27 protein-coding genes and 1 pseudogene are annotated in these 24473 nt (G+C 72.7%); 10 read left to right on the top strand and 18 right to left on the bottom strand.

Annotation, left to right across the window (positions count from 1 at the left end; genetic code table 11):
- The 9 genes and pseudogenes from MY520_RS05555 to MY520_RS05515 form a co-directional block, all read left to right on the top strand.
- Positions 1–201 (top strand): annotated as a pseudogene (locus tag MY520_RS05555) (HNH endonuclease); the annotation flags it as partial.
- Positions 202–350: 149 nt separating this feature from the next.
- Entirely contained in the window at positions 351–1613 is a 1263-nt protein-coding gene (locus tag MY520_RS05550) for a cytochrome P450 (protein ID WP_436690906.1), read from the top strand.
- Between the two features lie 147 nt (positions 1614–1760).
- Positions 1761–2171: a nuclear transport factor 2 family protein gene (locus tag MY520_RS05545; RefSeq protein WP_436690905.1), complete on the top strand. Its 411-nt coding sequence runs from the start codon at positions 1761–1763 to the stop codon at positions 2169–2171.
- A gap of 28 nt (positions 2172–2199) precedes the next feature.
- Positions 2200–3753: an AMP-binding protein gene (locus MY520_RS05540; RefSeq protein ID WP_436690903.1), complete on the top strand. Its 1554-nt coding sequence runs from the start codon at positions 2200–2202 to the stop codon at positions 3751–3753.
- A complete protein-coding gene (locus MY520_RS05535) occupies positions 3754–4212 on the top strand; it encodes a hypothetical protein (protein WP_436690901.1) in 459 nt (152 codons plus the stop codon).
- A complete protein-coding gene (locus tag MY520_RS05530) occupies positions 4209–4640 on the top strand; it encodes a MaoC family dehydratase (RefSeq protein WP_436690899.1) in 432 nt (143 codons plus the stop codon). The genes MY520_RS05535 and MY520_RS05530 overlap by 4 nt, the downstream gene beginning before the upstream one ends.
- Entirely contained in the window at positions 4637–5059 is a 423-nt protein-coding gene (locus tag MY520_RS05525) for an acyl-CoA thioesterase (RefSeq protein ID WP_436690897.1), read from the top strand. The genes MY520_RS05530 and MY520_RS05525 overlap by 4 nt, the downstream gene beginning before the upstream one ends.
- Positions 5056–5652: a nuclear transport factor 2 family protein gene (locus tag MY520_RS05520; RefSeq protein WP_436690895.1), complete on the top strand. Its 597-nt coding sequence runs from the start codon at positions 5056–5058 to the stop codon at positions 5650–5652. The genes MY520_RS05525 and MY520_RS05520 overlap by 4 nt, the downstream gene beginning before the upstream one ends.
- Positions 5653–5690: 38 nt before the next feature.
- Positions 5691–5999, top strand: a complete 309-nt coding sequence (locus MY520_RS05515) for an EthD family reductase (protein ID WP_436690893.1) — start codon at positions 5691–5693, stop codon at positions 5997–5999.
- 39 nt (positions 6000–6038) lie between these two features.
- Here MY520_RS05515 and MY520_RS05510 read toward each other — a convergent pair whose 3' ends face one another.
- From MY520_RS05510 to MY520_RS05495, 4 genes are read right to left on the bottom strand one after another with little or no spacing between them, the layout of a single operon-like run.
- Positions 6039–6896, bottom strand: coding sequence for a mycofactocin-coupled SDR family oxidoreductase (locus MY520_RS05510; protein ID WP_436690892.1), 858 nt, complete (start codon positions 6894–6896; stop codon positions 6039–6041).
- 48 nt (positions 6897–6944) lie between these two features.
- Positions 6945–7364, bottom strand: coding sequence for a nuclear transport factor 2 family protein (locus tag MY520_RS05505; RefSeq protein ID WP_436690890.1), 420 nt, complete (start codon positions 7362–7364; stop codon positions 6945–6947).
- On the bottom strand, positions 7354–8148 hold the full coding sequence (locus tag MY520_RS05500; protein ID WP_436690888.1) for an enoyl-CoA hydratase/isomerase family protein: 795 nt from the start codon (positions 8146–8148) through the stop codon (positions 7354–7356). The genes MY520_RS05505 and MY520_RS05500 overlap by 11 nt, the downstream gene beginning before the upstream one ends.
- Positions 8148–9692: an AMP-binding protein gene (locus tag MY520_RS05495; protein WP_436690886.1), complete on the bottom strand. Its 1545-nt coding sequence runs from the start codon at positions 9690–9692 to the stop codon at positions 8148–8150. The genes MY520_RS05500 and MY520_RS05495 overlap by 1 nt, the downstream gene beginning before the upstream one ends.
- Before the next feature lie 95 nt (positions 9693–9787).
- Between MY520_RS05495 and MY520_RS05490 the strand changes: the two genes are divergently transcribed.
- The gene (locus MY520_RS05490) at positions 9788–10309 is read left to right on the top strand and encodes a pyridoxamine 5'-phosphate oxidase family protein (protein WP_436690884.1); all 522 of its coding nucleotides are present in this window, start codon (positions 9788–9790) and stop codon (positions 10307–10309) included.
- 30 nt (positions 10310–10339) lie between these two features.
- Here MY520_RS05490 and MY520_RS05485 read toward each other — a convergent pair whose 3' ends face one another.
- The 14 genes from MY520_RS05485 to MY520_RS05420 form a co-directional block, all read right to left on the bottom strand.
- Positions 10340–11125, bottom strand: a complete 786-nt coding sequence (locus tag MY520_RS05485; RefSeq protein WP_436690882.1) for an enoyl-CoA hydratase/isomerase family protein — start codon at positions 11123–11125, stop codon at positions 10340–10342.
- Positions 11118–11954 (bottom strand): amidohydrolase family protein, encoded by an 837-nt coding sequence (locus tag MY520_RS05480; protein WP_436690880.1) that lies wholly within the window; start codon positions 11952–11954, stop codon positions 11118–11120. The genes MY520_RS05485 and MY520_RS05480 overlap by 8 nt, the downstream gene beginning before the upstream one ends.
- Positions 11951–12730, bottom strand: a complete 780-nt coding sequence (locus MY520_RS05475; RefSeq protein WP_436690878.1) for an SDR family NAD(P)-dependent oxidoreductase — start codon at positions 12728–12730, stop codon at positions 11951–11953. The genes MY520_RS05480 and MY520_RS05475 overlap by 4 nt, the downstream gene beginning before the upstream one ends.
- Positions 12727–13956: a CaiB/BaiF CoA transferase family protein gene (locus MY520_RS05470; RefSeq protein ID WP_436690877.1), complete on the bottom strand. Its 1230-nt coding sequence runs from the start codon at positions 13954–13956 to the stop codon at positions 12727–12729. Before MY520_RS05470 ends, MY520_RS05475 begins: the two co-directional genes overlap by 4 nt.
- Positions 13957–13973: 17 nt before the next feature.
- Complete coding sequence (locus tag MY520_RS05465; RefSeq protein ID WP_436690875.1) at positions 13974–15446, bottom strand: aldehyde dehydrogenase family protein; 1473 nt, start codon at positions 15444–15446, stop codon at positions 13974–13976.
- Entirely contained in the window at positions 15443–15973 is a 531-nt protein-coding gene (locus MY520_RS05460) for a MaoC family dehydratase (RefSeq protein WP_436690873.1), read from the bottom strand. Before MY520_RS05460 ends, MY520_RS05465 begins: the two co-directional genes overlap by 4 nt.
- Positions 15974–15975: 2 nt before the next feature.
- Positions 15976–16908: an HpcH/HpaI aldolase/citrate lyase family protein gene (locus MY520_RS05455; RefSeq protein WP_436690872.1), complete on the bottom strand. Its 933-nt coding sequence runs from the start codon at positions 16906–16908 to the stop codon at positions 15976–15978.
- A gap of 2 nt (positions 16909–16910) precedes the next feature.
- Positions 16911–18077 (bottom strand): acyl-CoA dehydrogenase family protein, encoded by a 1167-nt coding sequence (locus MY520_RS05450; RefSeq protein WP_436690870.1) that lies wholly within the window; start codon positions 18075–18077, stop codon positions 16911–16913.
- Positions 18078–18088: 11 nt separating this feature from the next.
- On the bottom strand, positions 18089–19807 hold the full coding sequence (locus MY520_RS05445; protein ID WP_436690868.1) for an AMP-binding protein: 1719 nt from the start codon (positions 19805–19807) through the stop codon (positions 18089–18091).
- Between the two features lie 32 nt (positions 19808–19839).
- Positions 19840–20556 carry an ABC transporter ATP-binding protein gene (locus MY520_RS05440; RefSeq protein WP_436690866.1) on the bottom strand — a complete coding sequence of 239 codons (717 nt, stop codon included), beginning with the start codon at positions 20554–20556 and terminating at the stop codon, positions 19840–19842.
- The gene (locus MY520_RS05435; RefSeq protein ID WP_436690864.1) at positions 20540–21346 is read right to left on the bottom strand and encodes an ABC transporter ATP-binding protein; all 807 of its coding nucleotides are present in this window, start codon (positions 21344–21346) and stop codon (positions 20540–20542) included. The genes MY520_RS05440 and MY520_RS05435 overlap by 17 nt, the downstream gene beginning before the upstream one ends.
- Positions 21343–22296 carry a branched-chain amino acid ABC transporter permease gene (locus MY520_RS05430; RefSeq protein WP_436690862.1) on the bottom strand — a complete coding sequence of 318 codons (954 nt, stop codon included), beginning with the start codon at positions 22294–22296 and terminating at the stop codon, positions 21343–21345. Before MY520_RS05430 ends, MY520_RS05435 begins: the two co-directional genes overlap by 4 nt.
- Complete coding sequence (locus tag MY520_RS05425) at positions 22293–23183, bottom strand: branched-chain amino acid ABC transporter permease (RefSeq protein ID WP_436690860.1); 891 nt, start codon at positions 23181–23183, stop codon at positions 22293–22295. The genes MY520_RS05430 and MY520_RS05425 overlap by 4 nt, the downstream gene beginning before the upstream one ends.
- A 64-nt stretch (positions 23184–23247) precedes the next feature.
- On the bottom strand, positions 23248–24456 hold the full coding sequence (locus MY520_RS05420) for an ABC transporter substrate-binding protein (RefSeq protein WP_436690858.1): 1209 nt from the start codon (positions 24454–24456) through the stop codon (positions 23248–23250).
- Positions 24457–24473: the final 17 nt, after the last annotated feature.

The following is a 24473-nucleotide window of genomic DNA, read 5'->3' as shown; positions in this document are numbered from 1 at the left end:
CGCAGCCACCACCGGCTCAAGACCCACGCCCGCGGCTGGCGGTTCGTCATGGACGCCGACGGCACCCTGCACGTCACCACACCGTCGGGGGTCACGCGCAGCACCCGACCACCGGGGCTCGACCGCCGACCACCGGACCCGCCGGCAGCGGCCACGACCCCGCCCTCGGCGGACCCCGCCGACGACCCGCCACCGTTCTGACGCCGGTACCGACCCCACGAGACGACCTGTCGACACGTCGACGTGCCGACGAGCCGACGAGCCGACAAGTCGGCCCGTTGTGATCTGGACCACTCTCTGCGTAACGTGAGCATGGTTAGGCAGAGCCGCCTACCCCCGGGAGCGCTTCCATGAGCCAGCCCACCGTGGTCCCTTCGGCGCCGGACATCCTGTCCCCAGAGTTCGTCGCCGACCCGTATCCGTTCCACCGGGTGCTCCGCGACCACCACCCGGCCACCTACCACGAGGCCACCCAGAGCTGGCTGATCAGCCGGTACGCCGACGTCGCGCACGCGTTCCGCGACCCGGCGTTCTCCAGCCGCAACTACGACTGGCAGCTCGAGCCCATCCACGGCCGGACGATCCTGCAGATGGAGGGCAAGGAGCACGCCACCCACCGGTCGCTGCTCAACCCCTTCTTCCGCGGCAAGGGCCTCGAGGCCTTCCTGCCGGTCATCACGCAGAACGCCGCGCAGCTCATCGGCTCGACCGTCGAGCGGGCCGCCGGGGACCTCATCGACGGCATCGCCGGCCGGGGCCGGGCCGACCTCGTCGCCGACTTCACGACGTGGTTCCCGATCAACGTCATGGTCGACATGCTCGGCCTGCCCAAGAGCGACCACGAGCGGTTCCACCGCTGGTACCACTCGATCATGGCCCACCTGAACAACCTGGCGGGCGACCCGGCGATCACCGCGCAGGCCGACCAGACCCGCGAGGAGCTGCGGGACTACATGTTGCCGATCATCCGCGAGCGCCGCGGCGGGGACGGCGAGGACCTGCTCTCCCGCCTCTGCCGGGCCGAGGTGGACGGCGAGCAGATGACCGACGAGGAGATCAAGGCGTTCGTCAGCCTGCTGCTGGTCGCCGGCGGCGAGACGACGGACAAGGCCATCGCCAGCATGGTGCGCAACCTCCTGGACAACCCCGACCAGATGGCCGAGGTGCGGGCCGACCGGTCACTGGTGGACGCCGTCATCGCCGAGACGCTCCGCTTCACCGGGCCGGTGCACATGATCATGCGCCAGACCGAGGCCGAGGTCCGGATCGAGGACACCACGCTCCCCGCCGGCGCCACCTGCATCCTCATGCTGGCCGCCGCCAACCGGGACGAGCGGCACTTCGCGAACCCCGACGTCTTCGACATTCACCGCCCCGACCTCGACGTCGCGAAGGCCTTCAGCGGCGCGGCCAACCACGTGCAGTTCATCCTCGGCCGGCACTTCTGCGTGGGGTCGCTGCTGGCGCGCGAGGAGATGACCGTGGCGCTGAACCTGGTCCTGGACCGGCTGCCGAACCTGCGCTACCAGCCCGGCTTCACCCCGCAGGAGGCCGGCCTCTACACCCGCAGCGTCCCCAGCCTGCTCGTGGAGTTCGACATCCCCGCCGCCTGAGGTCCGCCGCCCGACCGGCCCAGGTCGGCACGCGGCCGAGGTCGATCGTCGACCCCTAGGCAAACAGGCGAACCATGCATAGGGTAACCCCGGTCACACTCCCATCCCCGCCGACGCCGCCGTCGGCCTCTGATCAGGAGATCCGCCATGTCCGCTCGCGGTGCCATCGAGAACGTGCTCAACCGGTACTCCATCGCCTACGACGACAACGACATGACGGAGATGGCCGACACCTTCTGCGACAACGCCGTCCTGACCATGCGCATCGCCGGCGGCGACCTCATCGGCCCGTTCGAGGGCAAGGAGGCGGTCATGAAGCTGATGACCGACAGCCTGGCCAGCCAGACCGACCAGCGCCGGCACGTCACCACCAACATGGCCATCCGCAAGGAGACCGAGGACAGCGCCGTGGTCAGCTCCTACCTGACCCTCATCTCGGTCAAGGACGGCACGGCCACCCTGCTCTCCACCGCCCGCTACGACGACGAGCTGCACCGCGAGGCCGACGGCGCCTGGCGCTTCACCAAGCGGCACATCGAGCTCGACCTGCCGTACTGAGCGACCGTCGCGAGCGAGGAGGACACCGGTGAACCAAGGCCTGATCCCGGCGAAGTGGGCGGCGCTGACGCCGCGCGGCGAGGCGATCGTCGACGTACCCAACAGCCGGCGGATGAACTGGACCGAGTTCGACGGCCTCGTCCGTCGCCTGGCCAACGGCCTTCGCGGGCTCGGCCTGGAGAAGGGCGACCGGTTCGCCGTCCTCTCCCGCAACTGCGCCGAGTACATGGCGCTCTACTTCGCCGCCGGCCGGGCGGGCCTGGTCCTGCAGCCGCTGAACTGGCGGCTGGCCGGCCAGGAGCTGGCCAGCATCGTCCGCGACGCCCTGCCCAAGGTCGTGATCAGCGCCGACGAGTGGTCCGACACGATCGAGCAGCTGCAGCGCGACGTCGACATCTCGCACTGGCTGGAGTTCGGCGACAAGAGCAACGGCAGCTTCGCCCGGTTCGTCGAGGCGGCCAGTGACGAGGAGCCGATCTGGTCGGCCTCGGTCGGCGACGACGACCCGTTCTTCATCCTCTACACCGGCGGCACCACGGGGAAGAGCAAGGGCGCCCAGCACACCCACCGCAGCGCGGGGGCGATGATGCTCGCGCAGACCGTGGCCGAGCGGATCGTGCCCAGCGACGTCTACATGCTGACCGGGCAGATGTACCACATCCCGATCGTGCTGGCGATGAACTACAACCGGCACGGCTGCCCGCTCGTGCTGGTCAACTTCGAGGCCCAGCAGGCGCTCGAGGTCATCCAGGAGGAGAAGGTCTCGGCCTTCCTCGGCATCACCACGATGATCAACTGGATGATGGCGGTCCCGAACTTCGCCAGTTACGACCTGTCCAGCCTGCGGAACTTCCAGTACGGCGGCGGCCCGATGCCCTCCTCCGTGGTCCGGGCGGCGATGGACAACTTCCCCTGCACGATGATCCAGGGCTACGGGCAGACCGAGGGCGCGGGGATGACCTTCCTGTCCCAGGAGGACCACATCCGCGCCGTGAACGGGGACCACCCCGAGCGGCTGCGCTCGTGCGGCCGGGAGGGCTTCACCGCCCAGTTGCGCGTCGTCGACGAGCACGGTCGCGACGTGCCGCAGGACGGCCGCACCGCCGGCCAGATCGTCGTCCGCGGCGAGCAGAACATGATCGGCTACCTCAACCAGCCCGAGCTCACCGCGCAGACGATCCGCGACGGCTGGATGTGGACCGGCGACATGGCCACCTGGGACGAGGACCGCTACGTGTTCATCGTCGACCGGGCCAAGGACATGATCATCTCCGGTGGCGAGAACATCTACTCGGTGCAGGTCGAGGAGGCCATCAACCAGCACCCCGCCGTCCTCGAGTGCGCGGTGTTCGGCGTCCCCGACGACGAGTGGGGCGAGTCGGTCAAGGCTGTCGTCGTCCTCAAGCCGGGCACGTCGGCGACCGAGCAGGAGATCATCGACGAGGCCAAGAAGCACCTGGCCAGCTACCAGAAGCCCCGCTCGGTCGACTTCGTCGGCGCGCTGCCCAAGGCGCCGACCGGCAAGATCCTCAAGCGCGAGCTGCGCCAGCCCTACTGGGCCGACCGCGACCGGGGGGTGTGAGTGCCCTCGGACGAGGCGGCACTGCAGGAGCAGGTGGGCCGCCGGTTCCCCGGCGGCCGGTACACCGTCTCCCCGTGGCGGGCCTGGCTGCTCGCCGACACCGTGCTGGCCGACCCGCCCTCGCTGCGGGACGGCGACCCGCAGGTCGCCCACCCGCTGTTCGCGTGGATGGCCGCGACCGGCGCCATGGGCATCACCTGGGACGAGCTGTTCTCCTGGTTCGGGGCCTCGGCCGCCGACGGCCCGGTGTTCGGCGAGCACGAGACGACGCTGCACCGGCCGCTGCTGGTGGGGGCCACCTACCGGGTGAGCGGTGGCATCGACTCCGCCGATCGCAAGGTCGGCCGGCGCACCGGCGTCTTCGACGTCGTGGGCTACTCGATGGACCTGCACGACGACGCCGGTGCGCACGTCGCCACCTGCTGGAACTCGATCGTCTTCCCCCGGAGGGACGCATGAGCGCCGCCACCGTCGAGGTCGGCACCGAACTCCCGGCCTACGAGGTGCCCGAGGTCAGCGCCGAGAAGATGAAGACGATGGCCGCCCTGCTGTCGGACCCCACGCCGATCCACTGGGACGTCGCGACGCTGCAGGCCCTCGGCATGGGCGACCGGCCGATCAACCAGGGCCCGCTGAACATGGGCTACGTCATGAACGCCCTGACCACCTGGGCCGGTGGCCCCGACAAACTGCGCCGGCTGCGGGTGCGCTTCCTCGGCAACGTGCTCGCCGGGCACCACCTGCGGGTGCGGGCCACGGTGACCGGCGTCCGGGACGAGGGCGGCGAACGGCTGGCCGACTGCGACGTCGTGCTGGAGGTCGTGGCCGCCGACGCGGACAGCGGGGGCAGCGTCCTGTCCGGGACCGCGACGGTGGTGCTGGCGTGAGCTACCAGCCGCTGTCCTTCCGGCTCGCGTACGGCGACTGCGACACCGTCGGCATCGCCTACTTCGCCATCTACTACCCGTGGATGGAGCGCGCGCAGACGCTGTGGCTGTACTCGCACGGCCTGCGCAGCGGCGAGCTGGTCGACCAGCTCGGCGTCGTCACCATGGGCGTGCACTCCGAGTGCACCTACGAGCAGATGGTCCGGGTGTTCGACGAGCTCACCATCGCACTCACCCTCGACCGGGTCGGGACGTCGTCCTACACCATCGGCTTCGACTTCCTCCGCGACGGCGAGGTCGTCACCCACGGCGCGATGACCTTCGTCTGCCGGACGCCGGAGGGCGGCAAGGCGGCGATCCCGGAGCGCCTGCTCGAGGTGCTGCGCACGCTGCCCGCCCCGGCGGAGGTGCCGGCGTGAGGCTGGACCTGCCGGCGGTCACCGCGGATCTCACCACCGTGGCCGAGCTCCCGGAGGGCGACTGGACCGCCCTGGCCGCCGCCGTCCGCGCCCAGGCCGACCTGCAGGCCATCCGCGACCTCGGCGTCCTGTACGCCCGCGCCGTCGACGACCACGACGTCGACGCCGTCGTGGCGATGTACACGCCCGACGGGGTCTTCGAGCGCCGCGGCGTCGCCGCCACCGGTGCGGCCGGGATCCGCGCCGCCTACGTGGCCAGCTTCGACACCTACCGGACGATGCTGCACACCCCGCACCCCGGCGTCACGCAGTTGCACGGCGACGGGACGGCGTCGGGCTGGTCGCACGGCCACGCCGAGCTGGCCACGAGGAGCACGCTGGTCCTCGCCTCCTTCCGGTACGAGGACGAGTACCGCTGCGTCGAGGGGCGGTGGCTGTTCGCCCGGCGCTCGCTGACGTTCATGTACGCGGTGCCGGCCGACCAGATGGCCACCGGTTTCGGCTCGATCGAGCGGATGCGGTGGCCGCGGACCGCGCCCGAGGCCGCGGACTACCCGGAGAGCTCCCCCACCTGGGACACCTACCGGGCTTGAGCACCGGGGCGCCGAGGCCCCGGAGGAGGAGGAGATCCGTGTACCGAGTGATCGTCAACTACCACCACCCGGAGGACCCGCAGGCCTTCCTCGAGCACTACCGCACCACCCACGCACCACTGGCGAAGAACCTGTCCAACGTGGCGTCCTACACCTGGGGCACCTGCGAGACCCCGGACGGGTCGCGGCCGGAGTACTTCGTGACCGCCGTCCTCGACTGGCCGTCGAAGGAGGACGCGCTGGCCGACCTGGGCTCCCCCCAGGGCCAGGCGGCCACCGCCGACATGGCGAACTTCGCGATGGCCGGCGCGTCGCTGGTGTCCTACGAGTCGGAGACGGTGATCTGAGCTGCGGCGGGGGCCCGGCCTGCGCCGGGCCCCCGCGTCTCACGCCTGGACCGGCGCCGGGTTGAACCCGGGCAGCGTCAGGTGGCCGGCGTCGATCACGATCGCCTGGCCGGTGACCGCGGCGGCGGCGTCGGAGGCCAGCCACGCGGCGGCCTCGGCGACCGTCTCCGGCGGCAGCGCACCCTGGCCGCCGAGGACGCCGAAGTGCAGCGCCGCCTGGTCGTAGCCCGCCCGGTCCCCACCGGGGTGGCCGACCATCTGGTCGTACATGCCCTGCCAGTTGGTCATGGGGGTGTCGATCAGACCGGGACACACGGCGTTGACCCGGACCCGGTGCGGCCCCAGCTCCAGCGCCGCGCTCTTCATGAGGCCGAGCACGCCGTGCTTGCTGGCCGCGTAGTGGGCCGCACCGGCGTTGCCGCGGAACCCGTTGACCGACGAGGTGAGCACGATCGAGCCGGCCCGGCGCTCGATCATGTGCGGAGCGACCGCCGACATCGTGCGCCACACGCCCTTGAGGTTGACGTCCATGACGTCGTCCCACGTCTGCTCGTCCATCTCCCAGAACGGCGCCTGGGAGAAGATGCCGGCGTTGGCCACCAGGACGTCGATCTGCCCGAAGGTGTCCAGCCCCTCCACGACGACGGCGGCCACGGCGTCGGCGGACCGCACGTCGGCGGTGCGCGCGACGATCCGGCGGTCCAGCCGCTCCACCTCGGCCACCGTCGCCCGCAGGTCCTCCTCGCGCGCGGTGCCGTAGGGCACCGTGTCGATCTGCCGGTCGATGTCGACGGCGATGATCGCCGCCCCCTCGCGCGCCAGGGTGACCGCGTGCGCCCTCCCCTGCCCCCGGGCCGCACCCGTCACCAGCGCGACCTTGCCCTCCAGACGTGTCACCTGGACTCCTCCTCCCGACGGCGCGAGGCCGTGTCCCCGGACGTGTGGTCAGGCCGGCATGGAGACGTCGCCGCCGAGGGCGACGACGAGCACCACCGGGTCGAAGAACTCCGCCAGGCGCACGATCCGGCCGTTCCGGATCGAGAACCGGGAGATGTAGGTGTTGCGGTACGGGCGGCCGGTCGGGATGACCGTGGTGTCGCTGGTGTACTCGGCGACCCACTCCCCCGGCCGGCCCTCCAGCGCGTCGATCCGGTAGTCGGCGAAGCGCATGGGCTCCATGACCCCCTCCGGGTACACCGCCATCGCCTCGCTGCGGCCGCGGGAGACCTTGGGGAAGCCGGGCGGCGCGTAGGGCAGCACGAGTTCGACGTCCTCGTCGAAGGTGGCCTCGATCGCGGGCAGGTCCAGGCGCCCGACGGCGTCCAGGTAGGCCACGACGACGGCGCGGTCGGCGTCACTGCTCATGCGGGGTCTCCTCCGGTGGGGTGGGTGTGTCCGCCCGGCCGCGGGCGGCGCGGAAGGCGGCGACGGCGGCCCGGTGCTCGGGCGTGCCGAAGAGCAGGGCGGTGGCCTCGACCGACTCGCTGAAGCCGCCCACGGCGTCGCGGTTGACGAACGCCTTGGCCACCTGGACGGCCATCGGTGGGCGGGCGGCCATGTCGGCGGCCAGCGCGACCGCCGCCGGGAGCAGCTCACCGTCGGGGTGGACCTCCTGCACGAGGCCGGCCCGCTCGGCGCGGGCGGCGTCCACCTCGCGGCCGGTGAGGGCCAGGTAGCGGGTCCAGTGCCGGCCCATCACCTCCGGCCCGCGGACCACGCCGTAGCCCGGCATCAGCCCGACGGTGGGCTCCTTGAACGCGAACCGCGCCGAGGCGGCGGCCAGGACCACGTCGCAGGCCAGCGCGAGCTCGGTGCCCCCGCCGTAGGCCAGGCCGTTGACCGCGGCGACCACCGGGACGGCGCACCGCTCCACCGAGCAGAACGCGTCGTAGACCAGCCGCAGGTGCGGGCGGACCCGTGCCACGTCGCCGGCCAGGCCCGCGAACATGTCGATGTCCCCGCCCGCGGAGAAGGCCCGCCCGCTCCCGGTGAGCACGACCGCGCGCACGCCGTCGTCTCCTCCGAGGCCGGTCATGAGCTCGCGCAGCTCGCGGAACCACAGCTGGTCCATCGCGTTGAGCTTCTCCGGCCGGCTCATGGTGAGGACGGCGACGCCCGGCTCGGGGTCGGTGCGGGTGAACCGCTGCATCAGGGCGCCTCCCGGTCGAACGTGCCCGGCGGCACGCCGTCGGCGCGCAGCTTGTACTTCTCCACCCGCTGGCTCGGGGTCAGGGGCAGCGCGTCGAGCACGCGCACGTAGCGGGGCACGGCGAAGGAGGTCAGCGCACCCCGGCAGTGCGCGACGAGGTCGGCCGGGTCGACCGTGGCACCGTCGGCCGGGACGACGGCGATCGCGACGTCCTCCTCCGACAGCTCGGACGGCACGCCGTAGGCGGCGACCTGGCCGACCGACGGGTGCTCGGAGACGACCCGCTCGACCTCCCAGGAGGAGACGTTCTCCCCGCGGCGCCGGATGGTGTCCTTCACCCGGTCCAGGAAGGTGAGGAAGCCGTCGGCGTCGAGGACGCCGCGGTCGCCGGTGTGGAACCACAGGTTGCGCCAGCTGGCCGAGGTCGCCTCGGCGTTGCCGGCGTACCCGTCGAACATCCAGCCGGCCTTCTTCGGCCGGACGACGATCTCTCCGGGCGTGCCGGGCGGCACCGGGTCGTCCCGCTCGTCGACGACCGCGACCGTGTAGTTGACCGACTCGCGCCCCGCGGTGCCGACGCGGCGGGCGCTCGGCGGCATGTCGGTGACGATCGAGACCTCGGTGCTGCCGTAGATCTCGGTGAGCCGGACGCCGAAGCGCGCCTCGAAGGACTCGAACACCTCCGGCGGGCAGGGGGCGCCGAAGGCCACCCGCACCGGGTTGTCGGCGTCGTCCGGCCGCGGGGGCTGCTTGTGCAGGATGCTCATCATCGCGCCCTGGTAGTTGAACGCGGTGATGCCGTGTGCCCGGCAGGTGTCCCAGAACCGGCTGGCCGAGAAGGTGCGGTCGAGCACGAGCCCCGCCCCGGCCTCGGCGGCGGTCATCACGCTGCAGTAGCGGGCGTTGGAGTGGAACAACGGGAAGACGCTGTAGAGCCGGTCGGCCGCCGTGTAGCCCATGAGCCCGACCGTGTGCCGGGCGAGGTTGACGTTGGCGCGGTGGGAGAGGACGGCGCCCTTCGGCGGCCCGGTGGTGCCCGACGTGTAGAGGACGACGGCCGGCGCGGTCGGGTCGACCTCCGGCATCGGCTCGGGCGTCGCGGCGAGCACGTCGGCGAGGTCGGTGCGGTCCGGCCCGGCGGCCTGCCCGCTGCCGTGGACCACGACGCGGCGCACCCCCTCCGGCGCGCAGGCGCGCACCGCGCCCTCGGACTCGGCGTCGCAGACGACCACCGCGGCGCCCGAGTGCTCGAGCAGATAGCGGAGCAGGGTGCTGCCGCTCGCCGGGTTGAGCGGCACCTCGACCAGTCCGGCCCGGGCCAGGCCGAACCAGACCGCGAGGGTGGCGACGCTGCTGCGCATGAGCACGCAGACCGGGTCGCCGGCCCGCAGCCCCAGGGCGCGGAAGCCGGCGGCCGCCCGGTCGGCGCGGGCGTCGAGCTCACGCCAGGTCACCGGCTCCCCGGCCACGACCGCGCCCGCGTCCGGGCCGGCGCGGCCGGCGGCCTCGGCCAGCCACGTGCCGATCGACGGGGTCCCCGACATGCGAACCTCCCCAGCACCCGGTGACGGCGGACGTGACCTGTGCCACCATCCAGTCAGAACATGCGCAGGATGACAAGAGTTTGCGGGAGGCCGCCGTGATCGGATCCGAGCCCGACCGCCCACGGGTGGGTGTCCGGGACATCGAGGACCTGCGCGGCACGCACCTCGCCGCCGACGACCGGGACGAGCTGTTCACCGCACAGACCGAGTGCACCGTGGCCTACCTGTCCCGGGAGGGGTGGCCGGCCGCGGTCGTCATGAGCTTCCTGCGCCGGGACGGCCGGTTCTGGCTCACCGCGGTCGGCGGTCGCGACCACCTGGAGTCCCTGCGCGGAGACCCGCGGCTGACGATCGTCGTCGACAACCGCGGCACGGGGTTGCCCGGCCGCCGGATGGTCGCCGTCCAGGGCACCGTCGTCGTCCACGAGGACCGCGCGACCAAGGACTGGTTCTACCCGGCGTTCGCGGAGCGGATGGCCGCCGACGACCCGGCCGCGTTCGTCCGGCTGCTGGACAGCCCGCGGCGGGCCGTGCTCGAGGTGACGCCGACCGGGCGGCAGGTCAGCCACGACAGCCGGAAGATCGCCGGTGACGGCCGCGGCGGCCCCCGCTCCTAGGGCAGAAATGGCCATTTCTGCCCCTCGCGGTCAGGCGTCCGGCGGGGGGAAGAGGGGACGGCGCTTCTCCAGGAAGGCCTGCGCGCCCTCGGCCATGTCCGGGCTCCCGATGGCCTGGACCAGCATGCCCAGCCCGGTGGTGAACGAGTCGCGGGCGGCGTTCCACCAGATGTTGGAGCTCACCTTGGCGATCTCGAGGTAGCGCGGGGACAGCACGGCCAGCTCCCCGACCAGCGCGTCGACGGCGCCGACGAGCTCGTCGTCGGGGACGACGGAGTTGACCAGCCCCAACTCCAGCGCCTGGGCCGCGGTGTAGCGCCGGCACAGGAAGGCCATCTCCTTGGCCCGCTTCTCCCCGATCTGCACGCCGAGCACGTTGGTGGCGCCGGTGACCGGGGCGCTGCCGACCCGGGGGCCGGTCTGGCCGAAGGTCGCCGACTCCCCCGCGATCGCCAGGTCGCAGGCGACGACCAGCTCGTTGCCCCCGCCGGCCGCCGGGCCGTTGACCGCGGCGATCACCGGCCGGGGGTGGGTGCGGATCGCGTCGAACAGCCGCAGCGAGGCCCGGTAGAGGCCGCGCATCGTCGTGACGTCGGGCTCCGAGAGGTTGCCCAGTGCGCCGCCGGCGCAGAAGCTGCCGGGCACGCCGGTGATGACCACCGCCCGGCTGCGGGTGCTGGCGTCGAGCGCCGCCACCACCGCCTCGGCCATGTCCGGGTCGTAGGCGTTGCGCCGGTCCGGCCGGTTGAGCGTGATCCAGGTGGCGTCGCCGCGCTGCTCGACCAGGACGCTGTCGCCGGCCCCGGGGTCAGCCACGCGGGGTCTCCTCCGCGACCAGCGGCCCCGGCGCCGGCTCGCCCTCGGCGATGCCCATGAGCCGGGCGAAGTTGCCGCCGAGGATGCCCGCGGTGGTGTCGTCGCCGTACCCGAGCGCCCGGATCGCGGCGATCTCCCGCGCCGGGTCGGCCATCGGCCAGTCCGAGCCGAAGACGATCCGGTCCGCGCCGTGCCGGTCGACGATCGCCCGCACCCGTTCCGGGGCCAGCTCGGCCATCGTGGGGGGCCAGGACGTCTCCAGGTACACGTCCTCCCCGAGCAGCTCGGCCTCGGCCTCCTCCAGCCGGTGGTAGCCGCCGAAGTGGCAGGCCACCATCCGCAGGTCGGGGAACTGCCGGACGATGTCGCGGACCATCCCGGGGGTGGCCCGGTCGTTGCTCGCCTGGTCGCCCCCGGCGCCGACGTGGGCGATGACGGCGATCTCCGAGCCGAACGCCTCGAGCAGGTCCCACACCCGCCGGTCGTCGTAGGCGAAGCCCTGGAAGAGCGAGTGCAGCTTCACCCCGGGGATGCCGTTGCGGCGCAGCGACGCCAGGTTCTCCTCGACCGGCAGGTCGGGGTGCACGGTGCCGAACCCCAGCAGCCGACCGCCGCGGGAGCGGGCCACGAAGCGGTTGACCCCGTCGACGTACTTGGCGGTGTCGGCGATGCCGAGCAGGACGCCGCGGTCGACGCCGGAGGACTCGAGCACCCCCGGCAGGGTCGAGATCTTCCCGTCGCCGACCCGCGGCAGCTGCGGCACCCGGGGCCCGAGCGCCTTCTCCGCGATGGCGTCGGGCCAGGCGTGGCAGTGGACGTCGATGATCACGGCTGACCTCCGTCGACGGTGAGAACCGAACCGGTGGTGAACGAGGACCAGTCGCTGGCCAGGTACAGCGCCGTCCCGACGATCTCGTCCGGCCGGCCGCCGCGGCCCAGCGCGAACGTCGCCGCGCGCCGGGCGAAGGCGTCCATGTCCCAGGCCGCGCTCACGTCGGTGAGGAAGGTGCCGCACATGATCGCGTTGACCCGCACCGTCGGCCCGAACGCGTGCGCCAGCCCGACGGTGACCGCGTTGAGCCCGGCCTTGGCTGCGGCGTAGGGCACGATGTCGGCCCGCGGTCGCACCGCGCCGGTGCTGGACACGTTGATGATCGACCCGCCGTTCCCGGCGGCCATCCGGGTGCCGACGAGCGCGGCGAGGCGGAACGGCCCCTTGAGGTTGACCCCGAGCACCTTGTCGAACAGCAGCTCGCTGACATCGGCCACGGTGTCGTAGCGCGGCGACATCCCGGCGTTGTTCACCAGGACGTCGACCGCGCCGAACTCCCCGTAGGCGGTCTCGACGAGCTCGTCGAGGGCGTCCCACCGGCCGACGTGCGCCGCGACCGGGAGCGCCCGGCGCCCGGTCAGCTCGCGCACCTCGGCCGCGGCCTTCTCGCAGCTGTCGAGGTCCCGGCTGGCGATGACCACGTCGGCGCCGGCCGCGGCCAGGCCGAGCACCATCTCCCGGCCCAGCCCGCGGCTCCCGCCCGTGACCAGGGCGGTCTTCCCGGTGAGGTCGACGGCCGGCCCGGGCCGGCCGGCCGGCCCGCCCTCGGTCACGCCGCGCGCACCGGCGTCGGCCCGACGACGTCGGCGCGGCCCAGTTCGTCGATCTCGGCGGCGGAGAGCCCGAGCAGGCCGGTCAGCCCGGTCAGGGTGTGCTCACCGATGCCCGGCACCCCGTCGTAGGTCGGCCCCGCGTAGCTGTCCATGTGCAGCACCGGACCCGGGACGAGCACCGTGCCCAGCGCGGTGCCGGCGAGCTCGACGAGGGTCCGCTCCCGGAAGTGCGGGTCCTCGACGATGTCCCGCGCGTCGTTGACCGCCGCGGCCACGACCTCGTGCGCGTCGAGGTCGGCGAGCACCTCGGCCCGCGGCCGCGCGGCCACCCACGCCTTGACGTGCTCCTGCAGCTCGTCGTTGTTGGCCATCCGCGCGACGTTGGTGGCGAACTTCGGGTCGTCGCGGAAGTCCTCCCGGCCCATCGCCTGGAACAGCCGCATCGCGATCGTCTGGTTCGACGCCGCGATCGACAGCCACTGCCCGTCGCCGGCCTGGTAGATGCCCCGGGGGGACGCCGACCCGGAGCCGTTGCCCACCCGCTCCTGGATGAAGCCGGTGGCGGTGTAGTTGAGGATCAGGTCGCCCAGGATGAACATGAGCGGCTCGTAGAGGGCGACGTCCACGACGTCCCCCCGGCCGGTGCGGGTCCGGTTGAACAGCGCGGTCGTCGTCCCGAAGGCCGCGGACAGCCCGGCGATCGAGTCGGCGAAGCCGAACGGCGGCGACGTCGGCGGCGTCTCGGGCCAGCCGTTGACGAACGCGTAGCCGCTGGCCGTCTCGGCCACGGTGCCGAACCCGGGACGCTCGCGGTAGGGCCCGGTCTGGCCGAAGCCGGAGACCCGGGTGAGCACCAGGCCGGGGTTCTCGGCCGAGAGCACGTCGTAGCCCAGGCCCCACTCCTCCAAGCGGCCCGGCCGGAAGGACTCGATGACGACGTCCACGCGGGCGGCCAGCCGGCGGACCAGGTCCCGTCCCTCGTCCCGGCGCAGGTCGATGCCGATGGACTCCTTGCCGGAGTTCAGCCGGGCGAAGCCGATGGACATGCCCTCGTGCTGCGGCGTCCACTGGCGCGCGAAGTCGCCGGTGCGCGGGTCCTCGACCTTGACCACCCGGGCGCCGAAGTCGCGCAGCATGCGCCCCGCGGTCGGCGCGGCGTACATGGTGCCCAGCTCCAGCACCGTGACCCCGGCCAGCGGCGGGGTGCCTCCTGTCGTGCCCGTCATGGTCTCCCCCTGCCCGTTCACGGCCGCCACTGCACGTGCTGCGCCTCGAGGTACTCCCGGATGCCCCACTCGCCGATCTCCCGGCCGACCCCGGACTTCTTGAAGCCGCCGAAGGGCGCGTCCGGCCGCATGTTGCCGCCGCCGTTGATCCACACCGTCCCCGACTGCAGCCGGGCGGCCAGCCGGCGGCCGTGCTCCACGTCGGGGGTGAAGATGTTGGCCGCGAGGCCGTAGTCGCTCTCGTTGGCCAGCCGGATCGCCTCGTCCTCGGTGGCGAAGGGCACGAGCACCCCGACCGGGCCGAACACCTCCTGCTGCACCAGCCGGTTGTCGTGCGGCAGGCCGGCGAAGACGACGGGGTTGACGAAGTACCCCTTCTCCGGCAGCGGGGTGTCCAGCGAGAGGACGATCTCGCCGCCGTCGGCCAGCGCGCCGTCGATGAAGCCCTGCACGCGGGCGCGGTGGTCCTCGCGGATCATCGGGCCGATGTTGACCTCGCGGTCCCAGGGGTCGCCGACCCGGAGCGCACCGAACGCCTCTCCGGAGGCGGCGAGGAACTCGTCGACCAGGCTCTCGTGCACCAGCATCCGGGCCAGTGCGGCGCAGCCCTGACCGCCGTTGCGGGCCCACCGCAGGTGGACGTCCCGGGCCAGGGCGGCGGCGTCGACGCCGGGCAGCAGGATGGTCGGCGACTTGCCACCCAGCTCCAGGGTGACGCCCTTCAGGTCGCGGGCGGCCTGCTCCATGATCCGGGCGCCGACGGCGTCGGACCCGGTGAAGGAGACCCGGTCGACCCACGGGTGGGTGGTCAGGCGCTGGCCGACCGACGGGCCGTCGCCGATGACGACGTTGAGGACGCCGGCGGGGATGCCGGCCTCCTCGAACAGCTCGCCCATCCACAGCGTGGTCAGCGGCGTGCGCGGCGAGGGCAGCAGCACGGCGGTGCAGCCGGCGGCCAGCGCCGCCCCGAACTTGAAGACGGCCAGGTTGATCGGGTAGTTGTAGCCGGTGATGCAGGCCACGACGCCGACGGGCCGGTAGGCCACCTCGGAGTGGGTCAGCACCGGGTCGTGCCACTCCCCCAGCTGCACGGTGCGGTCGACCAGGGCCGCCTCGGCCTGCCAGCGCAGGTGGGTGACGCCCAGCTTCACCTGCATGACCTCGGCGAAGGCCGCAGGCGTGCCCACCTCGTTGACGATCGAGGCGGTGAGCCGCTCGCTGTGCTTCTCGAAGACGTCGGCGAGCCGGTGGATGGCGGCGCTGCGCTCACGCGGGCTGGTCGCCGCCCATGCCGGGAAGGCCCGCCGGGCCGCGGCGACGGCCTGGTCGACCTGCTCGAGCGTCGCCGTCGGCACGGTCGCGGTGACCTGCTCGGTGGCCGGGTTGACCGCCTCGATGGTCGGCCCCGCACCGGGCACGAGCCGGCCGTCGATGAGCAGTTCCCGGGTCGCCGGGACCCAGGTGCGCAGGTCGGTCTGGGTGCTGGTCATGCTCGCTGCTCCTCGCCGGGGGTGGGGGTGGCGGAGTCCGGGCGTTCGCCGGTGACCGCCGGGTTGGAGCCCCCGTGCTCGGGGCTCTTGGCCATGAGGCCGACCCGGGTGCAGACCATGATCAGCTCGTCGTGCTGGTTGTAGCCGCGGTGCTCGAACCACACGATCCCGCTGTCGGTGCGGCTCTTGCTCTCCCGCTTGTCGAGGATCGTGGTCTCGCCGCGGAGGGTGTCGCCGTGGAAGACCGGGTGGGGGAACTTGACCGAGTCGTAGCCCAGGTTGCCCAGGGTCGTGCCGAACGTCAGCTCCAGCACGTGGAAGCCGCCGACCAGCGCCAGGGTGAAGAGGCTGTTGAACAGCGGCCGCCCGTGGATGGTCTTCTTGGCGAACTCGTGGTCCAGGTGCAGCGGCTGGGTGTTCATCGTCAGCGACGTGAACAGCACGTTGTCGGACTCGGTGACCGTCCGGGTGAACGGGTGCCGGTAGACCCGGCCGACCTCGAACTCCTCGAAGTACAGACCTCGCACGGTCAGTGCCCTCCTTCCGGGGCGTCGATGCCCAGGGCGTCGCCCGGGGCGGGGCGCGCGCCGGGAGTGGCGCGGGCGTGCGCCAGCCACTCCCGGGCGGTGTCGGCGTGCGCCTTGTCGATGTGCACGCCGCGGTAGCGGACGGCGCCGGAGCCGGCGGCCGCGGCCTGCTCGTAGGCGCCGACCAGGCCCTCGTGGAACTCGATCTCCTCGGCCGTCGGGGAGAACGCCTCGTTGACGACGGCGACGTGCGAGGGGTGGATCGCGATCATGCCGCGGAAGCCGAGCTGCCGGCCCTTCTCCGCGAAGGCCTTGAGCCCGGCGAGGTCGTCGAGCCGCTCCCACAGGCCGGTGAGCGGGTGGATGCCCGCCTCCCGGCAGGCCAGCAGGATCCGGCTGCGCAGGTAGAGGGTCTCCTCGCCCTCCGGCGTCCACCGGTACCCGACGGCGCGGGCGATGTCGGCGTGCTCGGCGGTCGGACCGATCATCGCGCCGACCCGCGGCGAGGCCAGCGCGATCTCCCGGGCCGCCTGGATCGCGCCGATCATCTCGACCGGCACGATGTACTCCAGCCCGCGCACCCCGTTGCGCTCCTCGAAGTGGTCGAGCAGCGCGTCGTAGCGCAGCACGTCGGTGGCCGTGCTGATCTTCGGCGCGAACACCCCGGTGAGCCCCTGGACGACGACCGCCTCGAGGTCGCCGCCGGTCAGCCGCGTGTCCAGCGGGTTGACCCGGACGAACAGCCCGACCCGGGTGTCGCGGGACCGCACCGTCCGGATCGACTCCGCGACGGTCTGCCGGGCGCCGGCCTTCAGGTCCGCCGGGACCGAGTCCTCCAGGTCCAGCACGATGCAGTCGGCGCCGGCGGCCAGGGCCTTGTCGATCCAGGCCGGCTTGTGGCCGGGGACGAAGAGGATCGAGCGGTACGGGACCATGCTCAGTAGCTCCGCGGCAGGCCGAGCACGTGCTCGGCGGTGTAGTTGAGCACCATCTCCTGGCTGATCGGCGCGATCCGCATGAGCCGCGCCTCGCGGAAGTAGCGCTCGACGTGGAACTCCTTGCCGTAGCCGAAGCCGCCGTGCACCTGGAGGGCGACGTCGGCGGCGTGGAAGCCGGCCTCGGCGCAGAGGAACTTCGCGGCGTTGGCCTCCCGCCCGCAGGGCAGCCCGCGGTCGACCATCCACGCGGCCTTCTGCACCACCATCTCGGCGGCGTCGAGCCGGATGGCGGCGTCGGCGAGCTGGAACGCGATGCCCTGGTTCTGCCCGATCGGCCGGCCGAAGACGACCCGCTGCTTGGCGTACTCGGTGCCGCGGCGCAGCGCGGCCTTGCCGATGCCCAGCGCGGCGTTGGCGCTGATCACCCGCTCGGCGTTGAGCCCGCCGAGGATGGTCCGGAAGCCGGAGCCGACCTCGCCGACGACGTCCTCGTCGGCGACGAAGAGGTCGTCGATGAACAGCTCGTTGGTGTCGACGGCGTTGCGGCCCATCTTGGGGATCGGCCGGATCTGCACCCGCTCGCGGTCCATCGGGGCGAAGAAGAGGGTCAGGCCCGCCGTCTTCTTCCCGTTCGGGTCGCGGGGGCTGGTGCGGGCGAGCAGCAGCATCCGCTGCGCCTCCTGCGCCTTGGTGATCCACACCTTCTGGCCGGAGACGAGGAAGCCGCCGTCGACCTTTCGCGCGAACGTCGAGAGGTTCGTCGTGTCGGTGCCGGCGTCGGGCTCGGTGACGGCGAAGGAGACGTGCAGGTCGCCGCTGGCCGCCTGCGGCAGGAAGCGGCGCTTGAGCGACTCCGAGCCGTGCTCGATGACCGGGTGGAACCCGAAGATCCCGATGTGGACGGCGCTGCAGCCGCCCATGCCCGCGCCGGAGGCGGAGATCTCCTGCTCCACGATGGCCGCCTCGGTCACGCCGAGGCCCCCGCCGCCGTACTCCTCGGGGATGGTCAGCCCGAGCCAGCCGGCCTTCCGGACCGCCTCGTAGAACTCCCAGGGGAACTCGTGCGAGGTGTCGTGCTCCATCCAGTACTCGTCCGGGAACTCCTTGCACATCGCCCGGACGGCCTCGCGGATGTCCCGGTGGACCGGGTCCTCGGTGTAGTCCATGGGGGGTCTCCTCAGCGGGCGCCGGCGCCGGCCGGGGCGGCGGCGAGCCGGTCGGCGGTGTCGGGGGTGATGCCGGCGGCCCGCAGCTGGGCCTTCTGCACCTTCTCCGACGGGGTCTTGGGCAGGGTGTCGACGAAGCGGATGAAGCGCGGGGTGGCGAAGCCGGGGATGCGGCCCTCGCACCAGGACCACAGCTCGGCGGCGTCCACCGGGTCGGCCGCGGGGTCGCGGACGACGCAGGCCATGACCTCGTCCTCGCCGGCCTCGGACTCGGCGGCGACCGCGACGACCGCGACCTCGAGGACGCGGGGGTGCGACAGCAGCCCCTGCTCGACCTCGTAGGAGCTGATGTTCTCCCCGCGCCGGCGCAGCGCGTCCTTGTAGCGGTCGACGAAGTAGAACCAGCCGTCGGCGTCCCGGCGCAGCGCGTCGCCGGTGTGGAACCACAGGTTCCGCCACGCCTCGACGGTCTTCTCCGGCATCCCGTAGTAGCCCAGCGAGCAGGTCCACGGGTGCCGGGGCCGCACCACCAGCTCGCCGATCTCGCCGACCGGCACCTCCCGGTCGGTCTCCGGGTCCACCAGCCGCACGTCGAACCAGTCGGCCGCCTGCAGGCCGGCGGCCCCGGCGGGGCGGTCCTCCCCGTACGGGGACAGGATCGGCGCGCTGGTCTCGGTCAGCCCGAAGACCTCGGTGAAGGCCTCGATCGCGAAGCGCTCCTTGAACTCCGCGAGGATCGACGTGGCGGTGGGTGCGGCGAACACGGTGCGCAGCACGTTGTCGGTGTCGTCCGGGCGGGCCGGGGCCTTCCAGATGAAGTCCATCATCACGCCGATGAGGTTGGTGGCCGTGACGCCGGAGGCCCGCAGGTGCTCGACCCACCGGCTGGCGCTGAACCGCGGGCGGCAGACCAGCCGGGCGCCGGCGATCAGCGCCGGGTAGGCCGCCATGAACTGGGCGTTGCCGTGGAACAGCGGCGTGCAGGTGAAGTAGACGTCGTCGGGGGTCAGCCGCTGCAGGCTGACGACCTCCTGACCGAAGAAGTACATCTGCGCGTGCGGCATCGCCACGCCCTTGGACGGGCCGGTGGTGCCCGACGTGAAGAAGATCGACGCCAGCTCCGACGGCGCCGGGGTGCCGAACTGCGCGCCGGCGCGGGCGCCCTGCGCGAGCTCCTCCCACGGCTCGGCCGCCCAGCCGGCGTCCCGCAGCAGCCGGAGCGCCTCCTCGCGGCTGCCCGAGTCGATCACCCAGAACTTCTCGATGACCCGCGCGGACTCGGCGACAGCGACGAACTTGGCGGCGTGCACGTCGTCGACGACCGCCCAGCGGGGGGCGGCGGTGACCATCTGGTGCTCGAGGAAGAGGCCCTCGTAGGCGGTGTTGATCGGCACCTCGACGGTGCCGCCGACGCCGGTGCCGAGCCAGGTCCGCAGGAACTGCGAGGAGTTGGCGGCCATCACCAGCACCCGGTCGCCAGGCGCCGCGCCGGCCTCGGCCAGCCGGTCGGCGACCGACTCGGCCTGGACCAGAGACTCGGCGTAGGTGAGGGTCAGCTCCTCCTCGGGCAGGTCCAGGAAGACCGCGTCGGGACGGCGGGCGGCGTGGTGCCGCAACACCGTCGTGAGGGTCCAGTCGTCCTGGTCCGGGAACACCGGGACGAGGTCCGTGTAGGTCCGCATCTCTCCCCTGCCGATCGCGTCGTGCTGGAGGTCCGGATAGCTAATCATGATCAGGGTTCTTGCCGCCAGGGGCGACTCGTTCAGTCGACGAGCGCGGCCTCGCCGAGGAAGGCCCGGAGCACCGAGCTGTTGGACCGGGCCTGCTGCGCCGGCCCGGAGAAGACGACCTCGCCCCGGGCCATGGCGACCACGTCGTCGGCGATCTCCAGGCCCATGTCGGCGTTCTGCTCCACGAGCAGCACCGCGATGCCGGTGTCGGCCATGGTGCGCACCGCGCCGAGCACCGACTCGACCATCGTCGGCGCCAGCCCCATCGAGGGCTCGTCGAGCATGATCACCCGCGGCGAGGACATCAGCGCCCGGCCGAAGGCCAGCATCTGCTGCTCGCCGCCCGACAGCAGCCCGGCCGGGCCGCCGCGCCGCTCGCGCAGGATCGGGAACATCCCGTACACCTGCTCGAGCACCTCGCGGGAGCGCTCGCGGGAGGCGGTGTACCCGCCCAGCACGAGATTCTCCTCCACGGTCAGCGGCGCGAAGACCCGGCGCCCCTCCGGCACGAGCACCATGCCGGCCCGGACCACCTTGTGCGGCGCCCGGCCGGTGATGTCCTGCCCGTCGAGCTCCACCCGGCCGGCGTGCACCCGCACCAGGCCGGCTGCCGCCCGCAGCGTGCTGGTCTTCCCCGCGCCGTTGGCCCCGAGGACCAGGGTCACCCGCCCCGGCGTCGCGGAGAGGTCCACGCCGCGGACCGCCTCCGCCGTCGCGTAGCGGACGTGCAGGTCACTGATCTGCAGCACGGTGCCACCTCTTCCCCAGGTAGGCCTCCTGCACGGCCGGCTCCCGGACGACGTCGCGCGGGCTGCCCTCGGCGATCGGCAGTCCCTGGTTCATCGCCAGCAGCCGGTCGCAGGTGTCGACCATCATCTGCACGTCGTGCTCGACGAGCAGCTGGGTCAGCCCCTCGTCGCGCAGCCGGCGCAGCAGGCCGGCCACCTCCAGCCGCTCGGGCTGGTTCATGCCGGCCGTGGGCTCGTCGAGCATGAGCACCCGCGGCTGGGAGGCCAGCGCCCGGGCGATCTCCACCCGGCGGGCGGTGCCGTAGGACAGCTCGCCGGGCCGCAGGTCCAGCAGGTCGCCGAGCCCGGTCCGCTCGATCGCCTCCTGCACCGCGGGCGGGACGCTGCGCCGGAACACCTCGCGTACCCGCTCCCCCTGGCTCCGGCGGATGTCCGCGCCGAGCTGGATGTTGCCGAGCACGGTGAGGTCGGGCAGCAGCCGGACGGTCTGGAAGGTCCGGGCGATGCCGCGGTGGGCCAGCCGGGCCGGGGGGGTGCGGCTGTAGTCCTCGCCGTCCAGGAGCACCCGTCCCCGGGTGAGCGGGACGAGCCGGGTGATCGCCGCCAGCAGGGTGCTCTTCCCCGAGCCGTTGGGGCCGAGGATGCCGAGGATCCGGCCGGTCTCGAGGGTGAGGTCGATGCCGTCGACGGCCTTGATGCCGCCGTAGTGCACCGCGACGTCCTCGGTCTGCAGCACCGCCTCCGGCACACCGGGCCGCGGGCCCTCGGGCCGTGCGTCGAGCGCCGTCACGGCCGCACCTCCGCCGCCGGGCCGCCGAGGGCGGCGAGCTGCTGGGCCGGGTCCGCAGTGGCCGGCTCCGTCGGCGCCGTCGCGCCCTCGGCCGGTATCCGCCGGTGCCGCGTGCGCATCCGGCGCCACCCGCTCTGCAGCAGCCCGAGCAGGCCGTTGGGCACGTAGACCGCGGCGGCGGCGACGAGGACGCCGTAGACGACCAGCTGCCACTCGCCGACGAACTGCAGGACGCTGGGCAGCCAGGTGAAGATCACCGCGCCGATCGCCGCGCCCGCCCAGGACAGCGTCCCGCCGACGATGATCATCGTCAGGGCGGTGACCACGAGGTGGAAGCCGATGGTCTCCGGCGAGACGGTGGTCCGCAGCAGGCTGTTCATGCCGCCCGCGCAGGCGCCGAGCGCGCCGCTGACGACGAACACCCGCCGGCGCACGCGGTTGACGTCGATGCCGAGGGACACCGCCAGCTGCGGGTCCTCGCGGACGGCGTCGATCCGCCGGCCCATGGCCCCGCGCTCGCTGGCCGCCAGCAGCAGGATGACCACCACGGTGACCAGGACGACGTGGGTGGTGGTCAGCGTGCTGATCGCGCCGAACAGGCCGGTCGCGCCGCCGGTGAGCTCGCCGCCGTTGGTCGCGACCACCGCGAGGAACAGCGCGAAGGCGATGGTGGCCATGCCGAGGTAGAGGCCGGCCAGCCGGGCCACGAGCAGCGCCAGCAGGTACCCGGTGACCGCGGCGATGAGCATGCCGGCGCCGATCGCGAGGATCGGGGCCACCTGCAGCCGGATGGTGAGGATCGCCGCGGCGTAGGCGCCGATCGCGTAGCTGCCGATGCCGGCGAAGGAGAAGACCCCGGCCCGCAGCGGCACCTGGATCGACAGCGCCAGCAGCAGGCTGATGAAGGTCGACTGGATGAGGACCAGGTGGGAGAAGTACCACGCACTCATGTGCGCCGGACCTCCTGCCGGCCGAGCAGGCCGTTGGGACGGACGAGCAGCATCAGGAAGAGGACGCCGAAGGCGATGGCCGGCGCCCAGGTGCCCGACGTCGTCACCAGGACCAGCGTCTCGATCCCGGCCAGGACCATCGCCCCGAGGACGACGCCGGCGATGCTGCCGACCCCGCCGAGGATGATCGCGGCGAACGCCTTGAGCAGGAACGCGTCGCCGGTCTCGGGCGCGATCGAGCCCAGGTAGTAGGTGAGCAGCACGCCGGCCAGCCCGGCCAGGCCGCCGGCGACGGCCATGGTGAGCAGGGCCAGCCGCCGCCGGTCGACGCCCATCATCGACGCGACCTCGGCGTCGACCCCGATGGCACGCAGCGCCAGGCCGGGGCGGGCCGCCCGCAGCCACCAGCCGATGACCGCGGCCAGTCCCAGCGCGGCGACCAGGGTGACCAGCTGGACGTTGCTGACCCGGACGAAGCCCAGGTCGTAGGTGGTCACCCGGAACGTGCCCGCCTGGTACCCGAACGGAACGCTGCGGGTGAGGTACTGGGCGACCGCCAGCGGGATGATCGCGATGCCGATGCCGCCGACGAGGATCTGCATCTCGGCCTTGCGGTGGTCGGTCGCGCGCCGCTGGATCGGCTCGAAGGCAAGCACCTGCACCAGCAGCGAGAGCACGGCCCCCACGACGACGCCGACGGCGAGCATCACCGGCATCGGCAGGGCAACCTCGCGCACCACCAGGTGGGCGGTGAAGGCGGCGAACATGAAGATCGAGCCGTGGGCGAAGTTGAGGATCCCGATGGTCCCCCACGCCAGGCTCATCCCGAGCGCGAAGAGCAGGTACAGCGACCCGAGGGTCAGCGCGTTGAGCACGTCCTGTGCCATGTCAGGTCCTTCCGGGAGGCCGGTGCCGGCGGGTCGCCCCCGCCGGCACCGGCCGGCGGCCAGGTCAGGAGTCGGCGCTGTCCACCGGGACCTCCGCCGAGCCGTCCCAGCGGACCAGGACACCGGGGACGCGGGCGTCGTTGCCCTCGAAGGTGATCTCGCCCTGGGCGCCGGCGAAGCCCTCCTGGGCCACCGCCGCCAGCCCCTCCTGGAGCGCGGTGCGGTCGGCGCTGTCGGCCTCGGCCAGGCCGCGGGCGAGGAACCACGTCGCGTCGTAGGCCTCGGCGGCGTAGTTGTTCGGCACCTCGCCGTCGTACTTCGCCTGGTAGGCCTCGACGAAGGCCTGGGTGCTCTCGACGTCCTGGTCGGCGGTGAAGTTCGTCGGCCAGACGAAGCCGGCGGCCTCCTGCCCGGCCGAGGCCAGGTTGCCCGCGCCGGCGGCGCTCATCCCGATGAGCTCGCCCTCGTAGCCGGCCTGCCGCAGCTGGGTGATGGCCACCGGGTACTGCGGGCCCTGGACCATGAGGAACGCCGCATCCGGGGCGTCGCCCGCGATCTGCGACGCCGGGGTGGTGAAGTCCTGCTGCGTGGCCTCCACCCCGCCGGTGCTCACCACCTCGAAGCCGTGCTCGCCGGCCAGCTCCGGGATGGTCTGCTCACCGAGCTGCACCAGCGTCGGGTTGCCGCTGTTGAACAGCACCGAGGCGGTCGCGACGCCCTGCTGCTCGGCGTACTCCCCGGCCAGGTCGAAGTAGGACGCGGCGGGCGGGGTCATCCGGAAGGTGTAGTCACCGATGACCACGCCGTCGCTGCCGGCCTGCACGTAGACCGTGGGCATGCCCTGCTGGTCGACGATCGGCGAGACGGCCGTCGCCTGGGCGCTGGCCTCGGGGCCGATGATCGCGACGAACGAGGGGTCGGCGATCGCCTGGCTGGCGAAGCTGGCCGCCTCCTGCGGGCTGGTGGCGCTGTCGCGGCTCTCGACCTCGATGGTCGTCTCCCCGAGCAGGCCGTCCTCCTCGATCATCTCCAGCGCGAGGTCGATGCCCTTCTGGGCGTTGAGTCCGGCGAAGGAGACGGGGCCGGTCAGCGCGCGGATCGACATGATCCGCACGGTGTCGGGCAGGCCCTCGCCGCCGCTCCCCTCGCCCCCGCCGCCGCCACTGGGAGCGGTGTCGGCGGGCGAGCTGCAGGCGGCGAGTCCGACGGCCAGCAGCAGGGCTCCGGCCCCGCGCAGGACCGGGCGCCGACCGGTCCGAACGGCTCTGTCCATGGATGAGCTCCCGAAGG

Origin of the sequence: Geodermatophilus sp. CPCC 205506 (genome assembly GCF_051383635.1) — a bacterium.
Taxonomy (GTDB): domain Bacteria; phylum Actinomycetota; class Actinomycetes; order Mycobacteriales; family Geodermatophilaceae; genus Geodermatophilus.
The sequence above is the reverse complement of the archived record's forward strand: the minus strand, read 5'-3'. Positions and strand labels throughout refer to the sequence as shown.

Bases quoted from the DNA above. Each gene is read 5' to 3' on its own strand.
- MY520_RS05550 (WP_436690906.1), top strand. From the start codon at position 351: ATGAGCCAGCCCACCGTGGTCCCTTCGGCGCCGGACATCCTGTCCCCA.
- MY520_RS05545 (WP_436690905.1), top strand. From the start codon at position 1,761: ATGTCCGCTCGCGGTGCCATCGAGAACGTGCTCAACCGGTACTCCATC.
- MY520_RS05530 (WP_436690899.1), top strand. From the start codon at position 4,209: ATGAGCGCCGCCACCGTCGAGGTCGGCACCGAACTCCCGGCCTACGAG.
- MY520_RS05505 (WP_436690890.1), bottom strand. From the start codon at position 7,364: ATGAGCAGTGACGCCGACCGCGCCGTCGTCGTGGCCTACCTGGACGCC.
- MY520_RS05500 (WP_436690888.1), bottom strand. From the start codon at position 8,148: ATGCAGCGGTTCACCCGCACCGACCCCGAGCCGGGCGTCGCCGTCCTC.
- MY520_RS05495 (WP_436690886.1), bottom strand. From the start codon at position 9,692: ATGTCGGGGACCCCGTCGATCGGCACGTGGCTGGCCGAGGCCGCCGGC.
- MY520_RS05470 (WP_436690877.1), bottom strand. From the start codon at position 13,956: ATGACGGGCACGACAGGAGGCACCCCGCCGCTGGCCGGGGTCACGGTG.
- MY520_RS05465 (WP_436690875.1), bottom strand. From the start codon at position 15,446: ATGACCAGCACCCAGACCGACCTGCGCACCTGGGTCCCGGCGACCCGG.
- MY520_RS05455 (WP_436690872.1), bottom strand. From the start codon at position 16,908: ATGGTCCCGTACCGCTCGATCCTCTTCGTCCCCGGCCACAAGCCGGCC.
- MY520_RS05450 (WP_436690870.1), bottom strand. From the start codon at position 18,077: ATGGACTACACCGAGGACCCGGTCCACCGGGACATCCGCGAGGCCGTC.
- MY520_RS05445 (WP_436690868.1), bottom strand. From the start codon at position 19,807: ATGATTAGCTATCCGGACCTCCAGCACGACGCGATCGGCAGGGGAGAG.
- MY520_RS05430 (WP_436690862.1), bottom strand. From the start codon at position 22,296: ATGAGTGCGTGGTACTTCTCCCACCTGGTCCTCATCCAGTCGACCTTC.
- MY520_RS05425 (WP_436690860.1), bottom strand. From the start codon at position 23,183: ATGGCACAGGACGTGCTCAACGCGCTGACCCTCGGGTCGCTGTACCTG.
- MY520_RS05420 (WP_436690858.1), bottom strand. From the start codon at position 24,456: ATGGACAGAGCCGTTCGGACCGGTCGGCGCCCGGTCCTGCGCGGGGCC.